At 63.9% G+C, this 18,748-nt stretch carries 16 protein-coding genes and 1 tRNA gene; 12 read left to right on the top strand and 5 right to left on the bottom strand.

Features of this window, described 5'->3' with window-relative positions:
- Positions 1 to 11: 11 nt before the first annotated feature.
- From rnc to DVO78_RS12205, 3 genes are read left to right on the top strand one after another with little or no spacing between them, the layout of a single operon-like run.
- Entirely contained in the window at positions 12 to 749 is a 738-nt protein-coding gene (gene rnc, locus DVO78_RS12195) for a ribonuclease III (protein WP_120005158.1), read from the top strand.
- Positions 750 to 765: 16 nt separating this feature from the next.
- On the top strand, positions 766 to 1,977 hold the full coding sequence (locus tag DVO78_RS12200; protein WP_157984022.1) for an LCP family protein: 1,212 nt from the start codon (positions 766 to 768) through the stop codon (positions 1,975 to 1,977).
- On the top strand, positions 1,967 to 2,905 hold the full coding sequence (locus DVO78_RS12205; RefSeq protein ID WP_157984023.1) for a glycosyltransferase family 2 protein: 939 nt from the start codon (positions 1,967 to 1,969) through the stop codon (positions 2,903 to 2,905). The genes DVO78_RS12200 and DVO78_RS12205 overlap by 11 nt, the downstream gene beginning before the upstream one ends.
- Here DVO78_RS12205 and DVO78_RS12210 read toward each other — a convergent pair.
- Entirely contained in the window at positions 2,865 to 3,956 is a 1,092-nt protein-coding gene (locus DVO78_RS12210; protein ID WP_162301591.1) for a glycosyltransferase family 2 protein, read from the bottom strand. The genes DVO78_RS12205 and DVO78_RS12210 overlap by 41 nt on opposite strands.
- Before the next feature lie 98 nt (positions 3,957 to 4,054).
- Between DVO78_RS12210 and DVO78_RS12215 the strand changes: the two genes are divergently transcribed.
- The 3 genes from DVO78_RS12215 to DVO78_RS12225 all read left to right on the top strand — a co-directional run bounded on the left by DVO78_RS12215 (position 4,055) and on the right by DVO78_RS12225 (position 5,725).
- Positions 4,055 to 4,125: transfer RNA gene (locus DVO78_RS12215), tRNA-Gly, on the top strand.
- A gap of 128 nt (positions 4,126 to 4,253) precedes the next feature.
- Positions 4,254 to 4,523, top strand: a complete 270-nt coding sequence (locus DVO78_RS12220; protein WP_120005381.1) for a DUF1272 domain-containing protein — start codon at positions 4,254 to 4,256, stop codon at positions 4,521 to 4,523.
- 65 nt (positions 4,524 to 4,588) lie between these two features.
- The gene (locus tag DVO78_RS12225) at positions 4,589 to 5,725 is read left to right on the top strand and encodes a glycosyltransferase family 4 protein (protein ID WP_120005162.1); all 1,137 of its coding nucleotides are present in this window, start codon (positions 4,589 to 4,591) and stop codon (positions 5,723 to 5,725) included.
- A 98-nt stretch (positions 5,726 to 5,823) separates the two neighbouring features.
- Here DVO78_RS12225 and DVO78_RS12230 read toward each other — a convergent pair whose 3' ends face one another.
- A complete protein-coding gene (locus tag DVO78_RS12230) occupies positions 5,824 to 6,345 on the bottom strand; it encodes a hotdog fold thioesterase (RefSeq protein ID WP_120005163.1) in 522 nt (173 codons plus the stop codon).
- 85 nt (positions 6,346 to 6,430) lie between these two features.
- Here DVO78_RS12230 and polA point away from each other — a divergent pair, with 85 nt between their 5' ends.
- The 6 genes from polA to coaE all read left to right on the top strand — a co-directional run bounded on the left by polA (position 6,431) and on the right by coaE (position 16,245).
- Entirely contained in the window at positions 6,431 to 9,247 is a 2,817-nt protein-coding gene (gene polA, locus DVO78_RS12235; RefSeq protein ID WP_274380764.1) for a DNA polymerase I, read from the top strand.
- Positions 9,248 to 9,440: 193 nt separating this feature from the next.
- On the top strand, positions 9,441 to 10,826 hold the full coding sequence (locus DVO78_RS12240) for a GNAT family N-acetyltransferase (RefSeq protein ID WP_120005164.1): 1,386 nt from the start codon (positions 9,441 to 9,443) through the stop codon (positions 10,824 to 10,826).
- Positions 10,827 to 11,039: 213 nt separating this feature from the next.
- Complete coding sequence (locus DVO78_RS12245) at positions 11,040 to 11,948, top strand: polysaccharide deacetylase family protein (protein ID WP_120005165.1); 909 nt, start codon at positions 11,040 to 11,042, stop codon at positions 11,946 to 11,948.
- A gap of 221 nt (positions 11,949 to 12,169) precedes the next feature.
- Positions 12,170 to 13,663: a 30S ribosomal protein S1 gene (gene rpsA / locus DVO78_RS12250; RefSeq protein ID WP_120005166.1), complete on the top strand. Its 1,494-nt coding sequence runs from the start codon at positions 12,170 to 12,172 to the stop codon at positions 13,661 to 13,663.
- A 142-nt stretch (positions 13,664 to 13,805) separates the two neighbouring features.
- A complete protein-coding gene (locus tag DVO78_RS12255; protein ID WP_120005167.1) occupies positions 13,806 to 15,602 on the top strand; it encodes a BCCT family transporter in 1,797 nt (598 codons plus the stop codon).
- 37 nt (positions 15,603 to 15,639) lie between these two features.
- A complete protein-coding gene (coaE, locus tag DVO78_RS12260) occupies positions 15,640 to 16,245 on the top strand; it encodes a dephospho-CoA kinase (RefSeq protein WP_120005168.1) in 606 nt (201 codons plus the stop codon).
- A gap of 30 nt (positions 16,246 to 16,275) precedes the next feature.
- Here coaE and DVO78_RS12265 read toward each other — a convergent pair whose 3' ends face one another.
- The 3 genes from DVO78_RS12265 to DVO78_RS12275 are packed head-to-tail and all read right to left on the bottom strand — an operon-like array spanning position 16,276 to position 18,740.
- Positions 16,276 to 17,145 carry a ribokinase gene (locus tag DVO78_RS12265; RefSeq protein WP_120005169.1) on the bottom strand — a complete coding sequence of 290 codons (870 nt, stop codon included), beginning with the start codon at positions 17,143 to 17,145 and terminating at the stop codon, positions 16,276 to 16,278.
- A 10-nt stretch (positions 17,146 to 17,155) separates the two neighbouring features.
- Positions 17,156 to 17,899 (bottom strand): glutamine amidotransferase, encoded by a 744-nt coding sequence (locus DVO78_RS12270; protein WP_120005170.1) that lies wholly within the window; start codon positions 17,897 to 17,899, stop codon positions 17,156 to 17,158.
- A 16-nt stretch (positions 17,900 to 17,915) separates the two neighbouring features.
- On the bottom strand, positions 17,916 to 18,740 hold the full coding sequence (locus DVO78_RS12275; RefSeq protein ID WP_157984024.1) for an N-acyl homoserine lactonase family protein: 825 nt from the start codon (positions 18,738 to 18,740) through the stop codon (positions 17,916 to 17,918).
- Positions 18,741 to 18,748: the final 8 nt, after the last annotated feature.

The raw sequence follows: 18,748 nt of genomic DNA on the forward strand, positions 1-18,748 counted from the left end.
GTCCGGAAGGATTGACCGAATCAGAGACGCTGATGAAGAGCCTTGGGGTGCACATCGACCCCGGGGCTCTTCGTCTTGCCCTCACGCACCGCTCCTACGCCTATGAAAACTCCGGCCTGCCGACCAATGAGCGGTTGGAGTTTCTCGGCGACGCCGTCCTGCAGCTGGTCGTCACCGACTACCTCTACAGCACTTTCGAGGACCTCGCCGAGGGCGAGCTGGCCAAGCTGCGGCCCGCCCTGGTGTCCACTCGTGCCCTGGCCCGCATCGCACGGACGCTTGGGTTAGGTCCGCATATCAGGCTTGGCACAGGTGAGCTGCGCACCCAGGGTGCGGAGAAGGACTCCATCCTCGCTGACACTATGGAGGCGGTGATCGGGGCGGCCTACCTGTCCAACGGTTTCGAAACGGCCCGCAGCGTGGTGCTGCGTCTGGTGACTCCGCTGCTCAGCGACAAGGAAGCCATGACTGCGGGCAAGGACTGGAAGACCACCGTTCAGGAGCTTGCCGCTGCCAGAGCGATGGGCGATGTACGTTACATGGTGGAGGATTTTGGGCCCGACCACAGCAAGTCCTTTCGCGCCACGGTGGCGATTGGCGGCACCCCGTTCGGACAGGGCACCGGCACCTCGAAGAAGGACGCGGAGCGCGACGCCGCCCGGGTCACCGTTGAGGAGCTCACCTCAGGACGCGGAGAAGCCGATATCCTGACTCTGGTCCTGGACCGGTACTTGCCGGCCGCAGAGTGAGAGGAGGGCCGTGCCGGTGAACGATCAGCACCGTCCCCGTCGCGCCAAGGGCGGGGTGGTCTCCGCCCCGTCAGGGACCCACGGCACACGCCGAGGTGCGGCGGGCCAGAAGCCCGAACGCAAGCGGCGCCTGAGCAGGAAGTCCCGCATCACACTCATCGTGCTCTCGATTCTTGCCGTCTTGGCGATCGTTGCCGCGGCCGTGGTCTACAGCTATGTGAACCGCCTGCAGACGGTGTTCCAGGAAGAGCGAAACGTCATCGAAGAGCTGGACAGCCTCGATGACGAGACCGCCTACCGGACCGCAGAGGGCACCATCAACATCCTGCTGATGGGCTCAGACAATCGCGGCGCGGATGAGGATGACTACCGTGCCCGGACCGGCGAGGAGGGGGAGCGCTCGGATTCGATGATGTTGGTGCACATCCCCGCTGACCGGTCCGGGGTATACGTGATGTCCATCATGCGCGATCTCTGGGTCGAGGTTCCCGGCCACGGTCAGGGGCGGATCAACTCCGCGCTGTCAGCTGGCGGGCTCGATCTGGCCGTCGACACGGTGGAGAACCTGCTCTACACCCACATCGATCACGTGGTGACCATCGACTTCGACGGGTTCGAAGACCTCACCGCTGCGCTCGGCGGAGTCTATGTGGATAATCCCCGGTCCTTCTCTGCCGGGCAGATCAACCCTTCCTTCTACCCTGAAGGCACCATTCGTCTGGAGGGTTCCGAGGCCCTGCGCTTCGTGCGAGAACGCCAGTCCTTCCCGATGAGCGACTACGTGCGGGTGGAGAACCAGCAGCTGGTCATGCGTGCCATCGCCGAACGCTTCCTCTCCGGGGACACGCTGACCAACCCCGACCGGGTGCTCGACGTGCTGGAGGCGATTCTGCCGTATATGGAGATGGACACCGGGCTGGATCAGAACACCATCATCAGCTACGCCCTGGATATGACCAGCCTGCGCTCCCGGGACATCCACACCTTCACCATGCCGGCGGGAGAGCCTCACACCACCTCTGCCGGGGCAGAGGTCATCCTCCCCGACGAAGAGATGATGACCCTGCTGCAGCGCTCGCTCTCCAGCGAGAACATGGATGGTTTCATGGCCTATATGACGTCACTGGAAGATGCTGAGAACGGCACCTTCACCGTGACGGAGGACGAGGAGCCGCTGGGCGTCCAGGTGGGTCGTCTCATTGGAGAAGGGCTCAACCGTGAAGACTGAGAACATCTGGGTTCTGGTCTGCACCTACCAGCGGAATCAGCTGCTGGCCTCACTTCTGGAGTCATTGCGCGGGCTGCAGTTGCCCGAGGACTCCCCGGTGGAACATCCACAGCTGATCGTGGTGGACAACGCTCCTGAGCTGACCGCTGACCGGCTGGTCGCCTCCGCCTATCCCCAGGCCCGGTACCTCCACCAGCCCCGCCCCGGCATCGCGGCAGCCCGCAACGCCTCGCTCGAGGCGGTGCCGGACTCAGCCGAGGCGGTGATCTTCCTGGACGACGACGAACGGGTGACGTCCGGCTGGTTCACCGCCCTGTTGGAGGCGGCCACCGCCTCCGGGGCAGACGCGGTCTCCGGACCGGTCATTCCCGTTTTCGCCGCCGGGGAGCCGGAATGGACGTCCAGCTATGGCTATGTGCGCCGCACGGATTTCCCTACCGGCCCGCATCCCCGCCGGCTGGCTACGAACAACACCCTAGTGCGCGCCGAATGGTTCCGGTCCCCGAAGCAGGGCGGACACGGATTCAGGTTCGACGAGACCTTCAACTTCATCGGTGGCTCAGACTCGGACCTCTTCGAACGGATGATGGCCGCCGGGGCCCGGTACTGGTGGTGCGCAACAGCGGTGGTGACCGAGCATGTCCCAGCGGAGCGGGCGACCAAGGAGTGGCTGCGGCGTCGTGCTCTGCGCGGGGGACAGGTCCGGGCGGCCAAGCGCCGGCTGCGGGCCTCGGGGTCGGTGCGGGCTGCAGGCCGGGTGGCGGCCGAAGGGCTGGCCCGTGCAGGGTACGGGGCACTGCGTCGCTTCGGCAGCAGGGCACGACGCCGCCCCATCACCTACACCGATGACTACTACCTCTGCGAGGGGCTGGGCATGCTGGCCACTCTCATGGGTCCAGGCCGCGCCGAGTACGCGCGGAAGACCTGATCCGACGGGCAGCCGCAGCAGCCTGGGCACTTCTGTGCTTGGCGCTGCGGCGCGCGGAGGCCGCTAGCGGCTTGATGCCCTCCACCGAGGGGACCCCGGGGCGGCGGAAGAAGGCCATCGCCTCCGGGTAGCGCCATCGGTGCTGGGCCGGGTCCACATAGAGCTCGGCGATCTGGCGCAGAACGTCACGGGCCTCGCCGCGCTGCTCAGTAGGGATCCGGCGCATCCGGGGCAGGTACCAGGCGAAGGCCCGCTCGAAGCCGTGGTGCACGTAGCGCTCAGTCAGACCCGCGGCGTCCAGCCACTGGGCTTGGGCGCGTTCTCTGATCAGGCACTTTGCGAAGTATTCGGCGGTGACGGTGTTGACCATGGAGCCGGAGGTTTCAGCGTGGTAGAGGTAGATCTCCTCCGGCACCGGGACAAAGACCTTCGCGGCGGTGAAGATCTGCCGGAAGAACAGCGAGTCTTGACCGGCGGAACCGACCACCTGACGGATACCCGTCTGCCGGAACCAGTCGGTGCGCAGCAGGTAGCTGCTGAGGTTGGCGGGCCGGAACCGGGAGCGGGTCAGGACTTCGCCGCCGGCCGCGTAGAGTCCGTTGCCCAGAGCATGATGGGTGTAGTGGGCGGTGTTGTCCACCGCCTCGGTGCGGTCGGTGTAGAGCCGCTGCTGGTTGCCGATGGCCAGCTGAGCCGCGGGGTGAGCATCCAGGGCCTCCACCAGCGGCCAGGGTCCGCGGCCGGTGAATTCATCATCGGGGTCCAGGAAACCGAGGTACTCGGTATCAGCCAGATCGAAGCCGGTGTTGCGAGGCCTTGAGGCGGAGCCGGAGCCGCCATGTTCATGGAAGAAGGCCGTGACGTTGCTGTGGGCGGCGGCAAGCTCTGCCACAGCGTCCGCGGTGTCCGGATAGGTGGAGCCGTCGTCGATCAGCAGCACCTGGATCTGCTCGAAGTTCGGCAGGGCGATCAGTGACGGGAACGCACGGGTGCGCAGATGCTCTCCGGTGTTGAACACCGGCACAATGATGCTGAGTCTGGGGTCGGTCACGCCTCGACTGTACCGCCGACTCTCCCGGCAGGTGGGACCCTGACTCGGCATCGCGGGCCGAATTGCGGTATAGTTTCTGAGGTCCTTCCCGGACGTCCGGGGGTGTAGCTTAATGGTAAAGCTTCAGCCTTCCAAGCTGACTACGCGGGTTCGATTCCCGTCACCCCCTCTGTAACAGCCACGCCTGAGAGGCCTGAGCGGAATCGAGTGCTGTTGTTCCTTGGGGAAGATGGCCGAAATCGCAGGTTTAAGCAACAAACAGCAGCACTCAGCACAACGGCTGAGTACACTGCGGATATGCTTGACATCCGTCCCAACTGCGAATGTTGTGACCGCGACCTCGCGACTGACGATCCGGACGTGCTCATCTGCACGATCGAATGCACCTGGTGCGCGGATTGTGCCCGCGGCCTCAACTACACCTGTCCGAACTGCGGTGGTAATCTCACGCAGCGTCCGATCAGGCCCGTTGCGTGGTTGGCGAGATATCCTGCCTCGACTGAGCGCGTCTTCAACCCTGACTGCTTGGCGAGCGTCACTCCGGTTGCGATGCCCACACCGCACTGATCGGAGGTGTTCCCCCGGCGGGGCCTTTCCGCCTCCTGCATTCGGGATCACTACAGTGGGAGCCTATGAGGAGCCTGCCCCGCATTCGTTTCCAGGTACAGCCGACCGTCTCGCACTACCGGGAGCCGCTGGTGCGCAGGCTGCTGGAGTCCACGCGCTTCGCCTACGACCTCGTGGGCAGGTTCAGGAACTCCGAGGCCGCGACGGAAGACCGCATCGCCTCGGCCTCCCAGCAGACCCTGTCTCAGGTCACCCCGCTCAAGACCCGGGCGGCCGGACTGCTCTGGTGGGAGCAGGGCCAGGTGACCGTTGTATGGCGCGGCGGCCACGACGCCTATGTACTGGAGGGTCGGGTGTACACCGTGTCCACATGGGCCGCCGGTGCCGCCGCCAAGCTGCGCGGACGCAAGGTGCTGCTGTGGGGCCACGGGTGGAAACGCCCAGAAACCGGGCTCAAACGCCGGCTGCGGCTGAGCTTCTATTCCCTGGTGGACGGGCTGATGGTCTACGGGGACCGGGCCAAGGAGCTCGGCATGGAGTACGGCCTGTCCGCGGAGAAGATCCAGGTGGTCTACAACAGCCTCTACTCCCGGGACCAGCTGCCGGAGCAGCCGCCGGTGAAGTCACCGCGCAGCGTCCGGTCAGAGGACCGCCACACCCTCATCTACTCCTCCCGACTGACGCACCGGCATCGTCTGGATGTCCTGGCTGAGGCTTTGACCGACTGGCCGGCGGGGACCCCGGTCCCGCGCGTCGTCGTGGTCGGAGAAGGTTCGGAGCGAGTGCGGCTGGAGCGGGTCTTTGCCGGAGCCGGGGTAGAGGCTGAGTTCCTCGGTGCGGTGTACAGCATCGACCAGCTGCGGGAACTCTATGCCCGGGCCGACGCCGCACTCTCGGTCGGCGGTGCGGGGCTGAACGTGATCCAGGCGCTGGGCTTCGGGGTGCCGGTGGTGGCAGAGGAGGGGAACCGGGACTCGTCGCCGGAGATCGAGGCGGTCATCGAGGGCCGGACCGGCCGCTACTACCAGGCAGGCAGCCCGGAATCCCTACGCGAGACGTTGGTGGAGCTGCTGACAGACCCAGGCCAGTGTCAGCTGTTGGGGGCCAACGGGCTGGAGCTGGTCCGTGCGCGCTACACCGCTGAGGCCCACACTGAGGCCATCGAGGTGGCACTGGCCCGTTTCCTGGGCCATTCACCGTAGGCTTTCTGCCTCGCCGCAGGTGATAGCCCGCGGTGCTGTAGAGAGAGCCTGCGGCGTTCCGGGCAGGTGCGGCAGAGCCGGGGAGGACCGATTCCTCTTCACTGCCGGGGATGGAGGATCATATTGGTCATCCGTGCGGTGGAGAGCCGGCGGCCGGCGTCGTCGCGCATCACGATCTCGTGGACCGTCAGCTGCTTGCCCAGGTTGATCGGGGTGCAGGTGCCCCACACCAGTCCCTCTGTCACCGACCGGTGGTGGGTGGCTGAGAGCTCGGTGCCCACCACATTGCGCACCAGACCCAAGTTCGCCCGGACATGGAAGATGCTGGCCACTGAACCGAGCGTCTCGGCCATGACAAAGTGACCGCCGCCGTGGAAGATGCCGGCGTTCTGCTCATTGCCGCCCACCGGCAGTGTGGCCACCAGCTTCTCTGGGCTCATCTCTACGAACTTCAGCCCCAGCCTGGCGCCCATCGCGGAGGTGCCGTGCGGGCCCATCCACTCCCAGTACTCCTGAGGGACATTGGCCGCTTCCAGCCGGGCGCGGCGCTGGGCCTGATCCGGAAGAGGAGTGGGAACACCAGGTGTGGGAAACTCGGGGCCGTAGGCATCAAAATCCATGAGCCTCAGCTTAATCCACCGCGGCCGGGCCGCCGGCGCGAACCCGGCAGGCCCGCGCGGCCATGATGGACGGTAGGGTGGTGCTGTGAGTGACGAAGGCAAGAAGCTGCTGGTGATCGACGGACATTCGATGGCGTTCCGGGCGTTCTACGCCCTACCCACCGAGTCGTTCCAAACCTCCACGGGCCAGTACACCAACGCGGTGCACGGCTTCACCAACATGCTGCTGAAGTTCATCCGGGAGGAGAAGCCCACCCATATCGCGCTGGCCTTCGACCTGGACACCCCCACCTTCCGGCATCAGGCCTACCAGGAGTACAAGGGCGGCCGGGACAAGACACCACAGGAGTTCGCAGGCCAGATCGACCTGATCAAAGAGGTCGCCGCAGCCCTGAACATCCCCGCGGTGACCATGGACGGCTATGAGGCCGACGACATTGTGGCCAGCTACGCCACCCGTGCGGAGAACGCGGGCTGGCAGACCCTGATCATCTCCGGAGACCGCGACGCCCTGCAGCTGGTCACCGAGAACACCCACCTCGACTATCCCACGTCCGGGGTCACCAAGTCGGTCCGCCTGGACCCCGACGGGGTGGAGGCCAAGTACCTGGTGCGGCCTGAGCGCTACCCGGATCTGGCGGCACTGGTGGGGGAGACCGCCGACAATCTGCCGGGGGTGCCCAAGGTCGGTCCCAAGACCGCGGCCAAATGGATCGCGGAATACGGCTCCACCCGGGGCGTCATCGACAATGCCGAGGCCGTCAAGGGCAAAGCCGGGGAGAATCTGCGCCAGGCTCTGGATCAGGTGGAGCGAAATCTGGAGCTCAACAAGCTGGTCACCGACCTCGCCCTGCCGGTGGAGCTCGAGCAGTGCGTGCTCACCCCGCCGGACCGGGAGGCCGTGGAGCCGCTCTTCGACGCCCTGCAGTTCAACCAGATCCGCGACCGGCTCTTCGAGGTCTTCGCCGCCCGCTTCCCGGAGGCCGATCTCTCCGCCGAGCCCACAGAATCATTGCCTGAGGTGCGTATCGCCACCTCCGCCACCCAGTTCACCGAGTTCCTCGAAGCCCACGGGAAGGCCCCGCTGGCCCTCACCCTCTGCCTGGACCGGTCCGGAGAGTCCCTGTCCACCAAGGCCAAGCGAGATGAGGCGGCCCGGACTGCCGAGGCGCTGGCGGTCCTCGTCGTGCCTGCCGCGGAGAATCCAGAGCAGGCGATCTCCGCCCTGGCGGTGTCACTGACAGAGGCCGATGCCCAGCTGGAGGCCGCGCTGGCGGACTGGCTGGCCGACCCCAGTGCTCCCAAACTGCTGCATGACTATAAGGACACCGGCAAGCGGCTGGCAACGCGCGGACTCAGCCAGGGTGGGGCTGCGCTGCGCGGAGCCGTGGAGGACACCCTGCTCTCCGGGTATCTGGTCCAGCCGGACCGGCGGAGCTTCGGCCTGGTGGACCTGGTCACCCAGTATCTGGGAAGCCCCACCGAGCCGGCCGAGTACCTCGGCGGTGAGGAGTTCAAGCCCCAGGCCCAGGAGGGTGCCCAGCTGGACCTGTTCGACCAGGACGTTCTGCCGGGCATCACCCAGGAGGACCTGGCCCGGGCCGCGGTGCAGGGGATGCTGCTGCACCCGCTCTCGGCCAGGCTGCACGCTGAGCTGATTGAGCGCAAGGTGGAGAAGCTGCTCTACGAGCTGGAGCTTCCCCTGGCTGAGATCCTGCTGCAGATGGAGCTCACCGGGATCGCGGTCAGCCGCCAGCGGCTGGAGTCTCTGGATGAAGACTTCGAGAATTCCATCACCGAATCCGAACAGGCGGCCTATGCCGTGGTCGGCCACGAAGTTAACCTCGGCTCACCCAAGCAGCTGCAGGCGGTGCTCTTCGAGGAGCTGGGCCTGCCCACTGCCGGGGTGAAGAAGAACAAGACCGGCTACTCCACCGATGTGGAGACCCTCCAGGACCTGCTGGCCAAGACGCAGAACGAATTCCTGGTGCATCTGATGAACCACCGCGACGCCTCCAAACTGCGTCAGACCGTGACCGGGCTGATGGAGGCTATCGGCGACGACGGGCGGATTCACACCACCTACGCCCAGACGGTGGCCGCCACCGGGCGGCTCTCCAGCCTGCACCCTAATCTGCAGAACATACCGGTGCGCACCGAGTCCGGCCGGAAGATCAGGGACGCCTTTGTGGTGGGGGAGGGCTATGAGACCCTGCTGACCGCTGACTACTCGCAGATCGAGATGCGGATCATGGCCCACCTCTCCGGGGATCAGGCGCTCATCGACGCCTTCCGTGCGGGGGAGGACCTGCACAATTTCGTAGGCTCCCGGGTCTTCGGGGTCGGCGTGGATGAGGTCAGCGCCGAGCAGCGCTCCAAGATCAAAGCCATGAGCTACGGGCTGGTCTACGGGCTGAGCAGCTTCGGGCTCTCCAAGCAGCTGGGCATCGGCGTGGACGAGGCCCGTGACCTGATGAACGAGTACTTCGAGCGCTTTGGGGCCGTGCGGGACTATCTGCGTGAGGTGGTCGCCCAGGCCAAGAAGGACGGCTTCACCTCCACCATCTACGGCCGGCGCCGCTATCTGCCCGATCTTGCCAGCGATAACCGCCAGCTGCGCCAGATGGCTGAGCGTGCCGCGCTCAACGCGCCTATCCAGGGTTCAGCGGCAGACATCATCAAGCGCGCCATGATCGATGTGGACGCCGCGTTTGCCGCGGCGGGGCTGAAGTCCCGGATGCTGCTGCAGGTTCACGATGAGCTGGTGCTTGAGGTTGCTCAAGAGGAGCGGGAGCAGGTGGAGCAACTGCTGATCGAGAAGATGGGTGCGGCCGCCGACCTCTCTGTGCCGCTCGATGTGCATGTCGGCGTCGGAGAGTCCTGGCACAGCGCCGCGCACTGATACCGGCGTCACCTCCATGGGCGGCGTGACCTCAAGGAGGCCGCAGGCGCTGCCGCATACTGACCAGACTGTGCCGCGGCTTCCGAGCCAACTCTACTTGTCGTAGGGCTTTCGGTTTGTCGTAGCCCTCTAGCTCCACGACAAACCGAAAGCCCTACGATTTTTTGGGGCGGGCGTCGGATAGGCTGATCCTGTGAGCACTGATTTCGCACCTCAGAGGCCCGCTGTCACTCCGCTGGCCGAAGGGCTGGTCTCCCGAACCTTTCCGGCGGCCGTCTCAGCCGACGGTAAGCCGGACCGCGCTTCAGCGGCGTTTGTCCGAGCTGTGGAGCAAGGCTTCTATGAACCGTGGCACAGCGATGAGCAGCTCGAGCGGCTCGTCCCCACTTTCGTCGAGTCCGGTCAGGAACAGACCGGGGTGTACGTGGACCGAGGCTTCGCCGGCCTGGAGCCCTGGGGCGAGGCGCTGGAAGAGCTCGGCTTCGATGCTGAGCACCCGGTGGGAACCTTCGTCGACTACCACCAGACGCTCAACGCCGGCGGAGCCGAGCCCCTCCCCGTCCAGCTGATCACCGGCGTCACGGTCAACGCAGGGTTCCGCCGCCGCGGGATCCTCAAGCACATGATGACCAGCAGACTCGCCCAGGCGGTGGAGGACGGCCTGCCGTTGGCTGCGCTCACCGTCTCAGAGGGCAGCATCTACGGCCGGTTCGGCTTCGGCGCGGCCACCCGCCTGCGCGGACTGCAGATCAACGCCAGGAGCTCCGGGGAGAGCTTCGCCCTGCGCACCGCACCCATCGGCACTGTCCTCGAAGTGGACCCTTCGAAGAGTGAGAAGGTGCTCAAGGAGGTTTTCGCCGCCTTCCACCGCGGCACCCGCGGCTCAGTGGGACGCCAGGCCTTCTACTGGAAGGTCGGGACCGCCCGCTGGGATCCGGAGAACATCACCAGCTGGGACCGGAAGACGCGGCTGCTGGTGCATGTGCGCGAGGACGGGAGCATCGGCGGCTACGCGGTGATCACGTTCGAAGGCTGGGACACCGAACCGGCAACCATGCGGGTACGCGACCTGATCGCCGCGGACGCCACCAGCCGGATCGAACTCATGCGCCATCTGGCAGCCATGGACCTGGTGGAACGGATCACCACGCCGAACGGCAGCCCGGTCGATGATCCGCTGCAGCAGGCGCTGGTGAACCCGCGGGCGGCCAAGACCACCAGTCTCGGTGATGTGCTCTGGGTCCGCGTCCTCAATCCGGTCACTGCTCTGGAGTCGCGGGAGTGGAACGCCGACGGCGAGTTCAGCCTCAGCATCACCGACGCTCTGGGCATCTGCGCCGGCACCTTCACGGTCTCGGTCTCCGGAGGCGTCGCGCAGGTGAGCAGCACAGAGAGCACGACGACGCCGCAGCACTTCAGCCTCGATGTCGAGACCCTCGGCTCGCTCTATCTGGGGGATGTCTCCGTGCTGACGATGCGGGAGGCCGGGCGGATCATCGCCGACGACGCCGCCGATTGGGACGCCTTCTCCGCCACCTTCGATCTGCCCACCGCCCCGCACTGCGCCACCCATTTCTGAGTCGGCCAGCAGGAGGGACTCTGCTTTCGTGCCGCTGATGAAACCCGCACCGCCTGTTTGCCGGTGCCATCATCTGCTGCGCGATGTCAGACTGTCGGCATCCGGGTGGGGGTCGGTGTGCCGATCATGCGATGAGCCGCGATTGGCCGGCAGAGACGCGCACTCTGTAGCCTGTCCAAGGACTACGAGGCTGAACGAAGGGTGAGTCTGTGCATGTGCACTTCGTGTGCTGACCTGTCCCTCGGGCGGCGCATGTTCCTTGGGGCTGCTGCAGCAGCCGGTCTCACAGCGCTGTCGGCCTGCGGAAACGGTGACCCTGGAGCGGAGCGGCCGACGAGTCCGAGCCCGTCCCCGGCATCACCGACGCCGCGTCCTACTGCGCCGAGCCCCACGCCGTCTGAGACCGAGCAGACTTCGCTTGAGCAGGTCGAGGAGTCCCTGGACGGGAGGTCGCCGAAGCAGTGGGGTTTGGACGTCACCGGAGTGGTGACCAGCTTCGCGGCATCGGGAAACCGCGCGGTGCTCACCCTGGACGCCTGCGGAGGGCCGGCCGGCTCAGGGTACGACGAGCGGCTGATCGAGGTGCTGCGCAGCACCTCGACTCCAGCGACCTTGTTCATCAATAAGCGATGGGCGCAGGAGCACCGTTCAGTGACCCAGGAGCTGGTCGGGGACCCGCTGTTCGAGATCGCCAATCACGGGACCCGGCACCTCCCGCTCTCCGTCACCGGGCGGGCCGCTTATGGGATCAGCGGCACGGCGAACCTCCGCGACGCCCACGCGGAGATTGCCCAGAATCAGGACTACTTCCGCGACACCTACGGCCTGGAGCTGCGGCGCTTCCGGTCCGGGACCGCCCATGCTGACGAGGTGGCCGTGGAGATGGCTCAGATGCTCGGGGTCGAGGTGGTCAACTTCTCGCTGAACGCCGATGCCGGGGCCACCCACTCACCCAGCGAGGTGCACGCCGCACTGGCGGCGGTCCAGCCCGGTGATATCTGCATCGGCCACTTCAACCAACCCTCGTCCGGGACCGCCGACGGTGTCGCCTCAGCCCTGGAGGCCGCTGCAGAACGCGGCATCGAGTGGGCGACCTTGGAACAGGCCCTGCCCCGCCCTTGAAACTGATTGGTGCGGCAGTATAGACTGACGGGGCGCGTTCTGCGCACAGAGCTGGTACGCGGCCCTACCCAGTGTCGTGTCTGACTTCTGACAGATCCCGCTTGAGAAGCATACGAGTGATCCATGTGCTCTCAGCGTCCTGACAATTGTCCGCCGCTCAGTGCCTGAGAAGAACTAGTGCACTGACCCAATCACACAATCCCCATAGGAATACCTACTACATGACCACCACTGCAACCGCACCCGGTGCCCCCCAAGTCGCTATCAACGACATCGGAACCGCTGAAGAGTTCCTGGCAGCAGTCGATGCGACGATGAAGTACTTCGACGACGGCGACATGGTCGAAGGCACCATCGTCAAGGTCGACCGTGACGAGGTCCTTCTGGACATCGGGTACAAGACCGAAGGCGTCATCCCGTCCCGTGAGCTGTCCATCAAGCATGATGTGGACCCGGACGAGGTCGTCGCCGTCGGCGACAAGATCGAGGCCCTGGTTCTCCAGAAGGAGGACAAGGAGGGCCGGCTGGTCCTCTCCAAGAAGCGCGCCCAGTACGAGCGCGCCTGGGGTGACATCGAACGCATCAAGGACGAGGACGGTGTGGTCACCGGTACCGTCATCGAGGTGGTCAAGGGCGGCCTGATCCTGGACATCGGCCTGCGCGGCTTCCTCCCGGCCTCCCTGGTGGAGATGCGTCGCGTCCGCGACCTGGCCCCCTACATCGGCCAGGAGATCGAGGCGAAGATCATCGAGCTGGACAAGAACCGCAACAATGTGGTCCTCTCCCGCCGCGCCTGGCTGGAGCAGACCCAGTCCGAGGTCCGCTCCACCTTCCTCAACAAGCTGGAGCGCGGCCAGGTCCGCAACGGCGTGGTCTCCTCCATCGTCAACTTCGGCGCCTTCGTGGACCTCGGCGGGGTGGACGGCCTGGTGCACGTCTCCGAGCTGTCCTGGAAGCACATCGACCACCCGCAGGAAGTCGTGGCCGTCGGCGACGAGGTCACCGTGGAGGTCCTCGAGGTGGACATGGACCGCGAGCGCGTCTCGCTGTCCCTGAAGGCCACCCAGGAAGATCCGTGGCAGACCTTCGCCCGCACCCATGCCCTGGGCCAGATCGTGCCCGGCAAGGTCACCAAGCTGGTGCCCTTCGGCGCCTTCGTCCGCGTCGAGGACGGCATCGAGGGTCTGGTGCACATCTCCGAGCTGGCCGTTCGCCACGTGGACCTGGCCGAGCAGGTTGTCTCGGTCAACGACGAGGTCTTCGTCAAGGTCATCGACATCGACCTGGAGCGCCGCCGCATCAGCCTGTCCCTGAAGCAGGCCAATGAGGGTGTGGACCCCGAGGCTGAGGACTTCGACCCGGCTCTCTACGGAATGGACGCCGAGTACGACGACGAGGGCAACTACAAGTACCCCGAAGGCTTCGATCCCGAGACCAACGAGTGGATGGAAGGCTTCGACGAGCAGCGCGCTGCGTGGGAGGCCCAGTACGCCGTCGCGCAGGAGCGCTGGGAGCGCCACAAGGAGCAGGTGCGCACAGCAGTCGACGCTGATGCTGATGCCGCCGCTGAGGCCTCTGTGTCCGGTGGTGGTGGGCGCAAGTCCGAGCCGGCGCCGTCCAACTACTCCTCCACACAGAAGCAGGCCGAGGACTCCGGAACTCTGGCCTCTGATGAGGCTCTTGCCGCGTTGCGAGAGAAGCTGACTGGAAAGTAGCAATTACCTGATAATTACCTGAACAAGAGCTGCTCATTCCCTGGTGTATGGGCAGCTCTTGTTGATTTTTGAGGCGAATTCTGCGTACGGTTGGGCACTGTCCAGGGCCTACACGGGCCTGTGCTCGACGTAGGAGAAATACATGCTCGTGAAGGTCCATGACCTATTCAGGCTTCGGACAAGCCCCGTCATCTTCTTCATTTCCGCGGGAATCATTACTGCGTTCGTTGCAGTGACCCTCATCATCCCCACCGAGATGGGAAACTTCTGGGGTGAGGGCTCAGGGTGGCTCTACGAGAACCTAGGCTGGTTCTACGTCTCCGGTGTCACCATCTTCCTCATCTTCCTGCTCTGGATGGCTGTGGGACGCTTTGGCCGCATGCGCCTGGGCGATGATCACGAGAGGCCTGAGCACAGCGACATCTCCTGGTTCGGCATGCTTTTCGCCGCCGGTATCGGCACTATTCTGATGTTCTGGGCGGTGGCTGAGCCAGCGCACCACTTTGATAACCCGCCGCGCGGAGACCAGCTGGGTATCGAAGGCGGCACAGAGGAGGCTGCACGTGAAGCCATGGGCTTCACGCTCTATCACTTCGGGCTGCACACCTGGACGATCTTCACCCTGCCTGGTCTGGCCTTCGCCTACTTCATCTACAAGCGCAAGCTGCCGCCTCGGGTGTCTTCCATCTTCCAGCCTCTCCTGGGTGACCGGATCCACGGTCCCATAGGTAAAGCCATTGACGTCTTCGCCATCGTGGGCACTATTTTCGGCGTTGCGGTCTCGATCGGTCTGGGGACCATGCAGATCCACGCCGGACTGGCTCAGCTGGTCGGCCTGCCGGACGTTTGGTGGGCTTTCATCGTTATTATCGCGGTGGTGACCCTGGTCGCGACTGTCTCAGCGGTGCTGGGTGTGGAGAAGGGCATCAAACGGCTGTCCAATTTCAACATCTGGACAGCCATCGTGCTGCTGGTGTTTATTGTCGCCACCGGACCCACCGTCTACCTCCTGCGCGGCATGTTCGAGTGGACGGGTGTGTACCTGGGCATTCTGCCCGAGGTGATGTGGTGGAACGACACCCTCTCGGATACCGGCTGGCAACAGGGCTGGACCATCTTCTACTGGGCCTGGACGATCGCTTGGGCACCGTTCGTGGGCATCTTCATCGCCCGCATCTCACGGGGTCGCACTGTGCGTCAGTTCGTCGCCGGTGTGTTGGGACTGCCCACCGCCTTCACCATCATCTGGTTCGGTGTATGGGGCACTGGTGTCTTCGATATTGAACTCAACGGAGACGGGGGACTTGTCGATTCTGTCATTGAGGAGGGGGTCGAGACAGCGCTCTTCAGCTTCCTCGCAGAATTCCCGTTGGCGACCCTGACCTCCGCGGTGGCGATCATGCTCGTGGGAGTCTTCTTCATCACATCTATGGACTCCTGTTCTCTGGTGCTGGATGACATGTGCAACGGCTTTGAGGGGAGGGCCCCGTTGCATCAGCGGGCCTTCTGGACAATCTCCATCGGTGCCATTGCCGCGGTGCTGCTGACAGCCACCGGAGAAGGTGGGCTTGAAGCTCTGCAGAATGTGGCGCTGGTGTTCGGTCTGCCGTTCTTCATCCTCGGATACTTCATCATGTTCAACCTCCTCCGAGCCATGCGTGAGGACGCAGGAGAGATCGGTCATCTCAGGACGCGTCGCTGGCTGCAGACCTTGCCTCCGGAGGAGTACGAACGCCGCATGGAGGAGAACGATGACACCCTGGCCCATGCTGTGGTGGCTCCCGACTATGCGGAGGGCACGCAGCCGGAGAATGCTCCTGATGTCGAGCATGTCGAGCAGCCACAGTTGGTGACCGAGTACCGGATCCGTACCGGTGACATGCCCGTGGTGGACCAGGCACAGCTTGATGACGGCAACGGGGCACCGCCGCGCAGCTGAGCGAGTTCTTTGACCATTTCCCCATAGGGTAGGGAGTATGGCCAAGATTCTCAGAGTGGGGCTGACCGGTGGGATCGCCTCGGGCAAGTCAGTGGTGTCGCAACGGCTTGCGGAGCACGGTGCGGTGGTGATCGATGCGGACAAACTCGCCCGCGACGTCGTCGCCCCGGGTGGTAACGGGCTGGATGAGATAGTTTCCGAGTTCGGTCCCGAGGTGCTCACCGCGGAAGGCTCTTTGGACCGTCCCGCGATGGGAAAGATCGTCTTTGACAACGACGACGCCCGTGCTCGGCTCAATGCCATCATCCACCCCCGGGTGCGTGCTGAGGCCACCCGTGTGCGGGAGGCTTCAGCTCCGGGCAGTGTGGTGGTGGAGGATATCCCCCTGCTGGTGGAGACCGGCCAGCAGGACCGGTTCGACGTGGTGGTCGTTGTTCAGGCTCCCTACGAGGAGCGCATCCGTCGCATGGTGGAGGACCGGGGAATGTCCCGGACGGAAGCGGAGTCCCGGATCGCTTCACAGGCTACTGATGAGCAGCGTGCCGCGGCCGCCGACGTCGTCCTGGACAACTCCGGCACGTTGGAGGATCTGCGGGGGCAGGCGGATGAGCTCTGGGAGGAGCTACCTGCTTACGTGCGTTGAGTCCTTCTGGAGTATCCGGACGGTATCGCCTCAGCGCTCGGCGCGGGGGACAGCCACCACTTCGGCGGCTGCCCGGCTGGCCTCCCGGGCTGCTTCGATAAGCGAGTCACCTAGCGCAAGGTGGGCACACAGCACACCAGCAAACGTATCACCAGCACCTGTGGTATCCACCACGTGAGTCACTGGTTCTGGGGGAACATAAGTTATACTATTCGCTTGAATCGCCCAGGCACCTTGTTCCCCGGCAGTGAGAACTGCTGATCGAGTTAAACGTTGCAGGCCCTCGGTCAACATCTGCACTGGAGTGGTCTCTCGTGGGTCATGCTCTACGAGGTGCTGTGCTTCGTGTATGTTGACAATCAGGGGGTCGCACGTAGCGACGTCCTCTGCAGTGATTCCAGCCACTGGGCTGGCATTCAGGGCATAGCGAGCGGAGTTCTCCTCCGCCCATCGGCGCGCTGCGGCCACGGTCTCCGCGGGTATCTCTCGTTGAGTGAGCACCACATCAGGCTGGGTGATGTCCAGGCTAGGTCTGATGTCTGAGGGTTTTAGGTGTTCGTTGGCGCCCGGGACCACGACTATTGAGTTCTCCCCATCTGGGGTTACTGTGATGAATGCATGGCCGGTTGTTTCCTCAAGGACTTTCAGATCCTGTGTTTCCACTTCTTTGTCGGTCAGGGCTTCCACTATGTCGGAGTGTTCCGTGCCGCCGACTGCACTGAGGAGCGTGGTGGGGACCAAGGGGCCCGCGGCCAGAGCCTGGTTAAATCCTTTGCCCCCAATGAAGTGATTGAATTGCCACCCCAGCACAGTTTCCCCAGCTGCAGGTCGAAGGCGGGTGTAGATCGTGATGTCTATGTTGACAGAACCGATCACCGCCACGGGCACCTTGGTCATCATCAGATTTTGCTCAGCCGGCGATCCAAGAAGACAGCGCCCTCCACAGCTGGCCGTATCCCTGCCATTCCACAAATTCAGGAGATGCCCAGTGGGGAGCCAGATCGGAGGTAAACACTCCGGATCGTCCGGCACCGGTTCGGGTCACAGCCACTAGCGGATACCCGTCGACGGTTGCCAGTAATTCTGCCGTCGGCCGGATTTCAGTACGATTGAATCCCAGCAGCGGCGGCCATTCCGTGCCGACACCCCCGAGGGCAGGATGTTCCGGAGCGACCACGGAGATCTCCGCACCCTCAGGGCGTTCGGTGCGATCGTCTGTTTCCAATACCTCGACAGGTAAGAGTTCGGCGATAGGAGTATGTGCATAATGGGCCTTGGCGTCAATGCCGGAGAACGAGAGGTATCCTCCCACCATCAGCAACCCTCCGCCATCCATGACGTAATCACGGATCCTAGCCAGTCGATTGGGCTCAGTCTTGCCGTGCGTGAAGACACCTTTGCCCAGCAAGAAGGTGTTGGCACCCACATCGCTGATCACCACAAGGTCATACTGGTGGAGCTCTTCCTGGGTAGGCGGGAAATCGGTTTCGATGGCGTGGGCAGGGATCTGGGTGACCTCCCACCCCTCAGCTTCCATGGCATTACGGTACTCATCGCCGGCCCGGGTGTACTCAGTGGTGGTGAAGCTATCGAAGCCCTTTTGGTGAATCATATGAATAGTCCAGGATTCACCTAGCAGGAGAATTTTTTTCATGGGGCATTGCCTCTCGTTATCCGATGGTACCCGTGGGGTACAGTTCACGAAACTTCCAGTCGTGTTCAGGGATGATAATGTCAGCTTCCTGATGGAGGCGGTCGTATCCTGCGAGCAGTTCGGGGAGGTTCCAGAACGACCCCATCGGCCAATGCAGCTCAAGGTTCTTGTAGTTGTACATCACGTCGCTGGTCAGGCAAACGGTGCCCTCAGCGGTGTCAACCATCACCACCATGCAGCCGGGGGTGTGTCCTCCGATTTTCACCAGGCGCACAAAAGGTTCGATCTCAACGTCTCCTTCGATCACCTGCAATCGGTCCCGGACGACGTCGATCTTGTAGCTGTATTCGGGGTAGTAGAACATGCAGAAGTGCGGAGGCTCTGTCGCCTGGGGGAGTTCGTCCTTCTGCACCACAAAGGTCGCGTTCGGGAACAATTCGTTGTTTCCTATGTGGTCGAAGTGCAGATGCGTGAGCACAACGATGTCAACGTCCTGGGGCTTGACATCATGTGCAGCCAATCCAGCGACAAGGTCCTGGTCTGCAGTCCGTGAAGCCACAAAGTCCACTCCATAGCGGCTCTGCATCTCTGAAACCTCGTCGATGTCTCCTAGACCGGTGTCAACAATAATGGTCTTCTCTGTTCCTTCCAGCAGCCAGACCGGTACGGGAACCATCACTCCTGAGTGGACAGAACCGTCTCTTCTCACGATGTCACGCCGGTACCCGAAGGGCAGACGCTCCTCTGGCGGAAGGTCCGGGTGTGCTCCAGCGTTTAGGAGCGAAACTGGCAGAGAGCTTTCCAGTTCTCCTGTGACAATATGATGAATCTTTACGCTCATCATGTTTC

The organism is Nesterenkonia muleiensis (genome assembly GCF_003600155.1).
Lineage (GTDB): Bacteria > Actinomycetota > Actinomycetes > Actinomycetales > Micrococcaceae > Nesterenkonia > Nesterenkonia muleiensis.

Excerpts from the sequence above, each read along its gene's own strand:
- DVO78_RS12220 (WP_120005381.1), top strand. The coding sequence starts at position 4,254 with ATGCTTGACATCCGTCCCAACTGCGAATGTTGTGACCGCGACCTCGCG.
- DVO78_RS12225 (WP_120005162.1), top strand. The coding sequence starts at position 4,589 with ATGAGGAGCCTGCCCCGCATTCGTTTCCAGGTACAGCCGACCGTCTCG.
- DVO78_RS12230 (WP_120005163.1), bottom strand. The coding sequence starts at position 6,345 with ATGGATTTTGATGCCTACGGCCCCGAGTTTCCCACACCTGGTGTTCCC.
- DVO78_RS12245 (WP_120005165.1), top strand. The coding sequence starts at position 11,040 with ATGTGCACTTCGTGTGCTGACCTGTCCCTCGGGCGGCGCATGTTCCTT.
- rpsA (WP_120005166.1), top strand. The coding sequence starts at position 12,170 with ATGACCACCACTGCAACCGCACCCGGTGCCCCCCAAGTCGCTATCAAC.
- DVO78_RS12255 (WP_120005167.1), top strand. The coding sequence starts at position 13,806 with ATGCTCGTGAAGGTCCATGACCTATTCAGGCTTCGGACAAGCCCCGTC.
- coaE (WP_120005168.1), top strand. The coding sequence starts at position 15,640 with ATGGCCAAGATTCTCAGAGTGGGGCTGACCGGTGGGATCGCCTCGGGC.
- DVO78_RS12265 (WP_120005169.1), bottom strand. The coding sequence starts at position 17,145 with ATGATGACCAAGGTGCCCGTGGCGGTGATCGGTTCTGTCAACATAGAC.
- DVO78_RS12270 (WP_120005170.1), bottom strand. The coding sequence starts at position 17,899 with ATGAAAAAAATTCTCCTGCTAGGTGAATCCTGGACTATTCATATGATT.
- DVO78_RS12275 (WP_157984024.1), bottom strand. The coding sequence starts at position 18,740 with ATGAGCGTAAAGATTCATCATATTGTCACAGGAGAACTGGAAAGCTCT.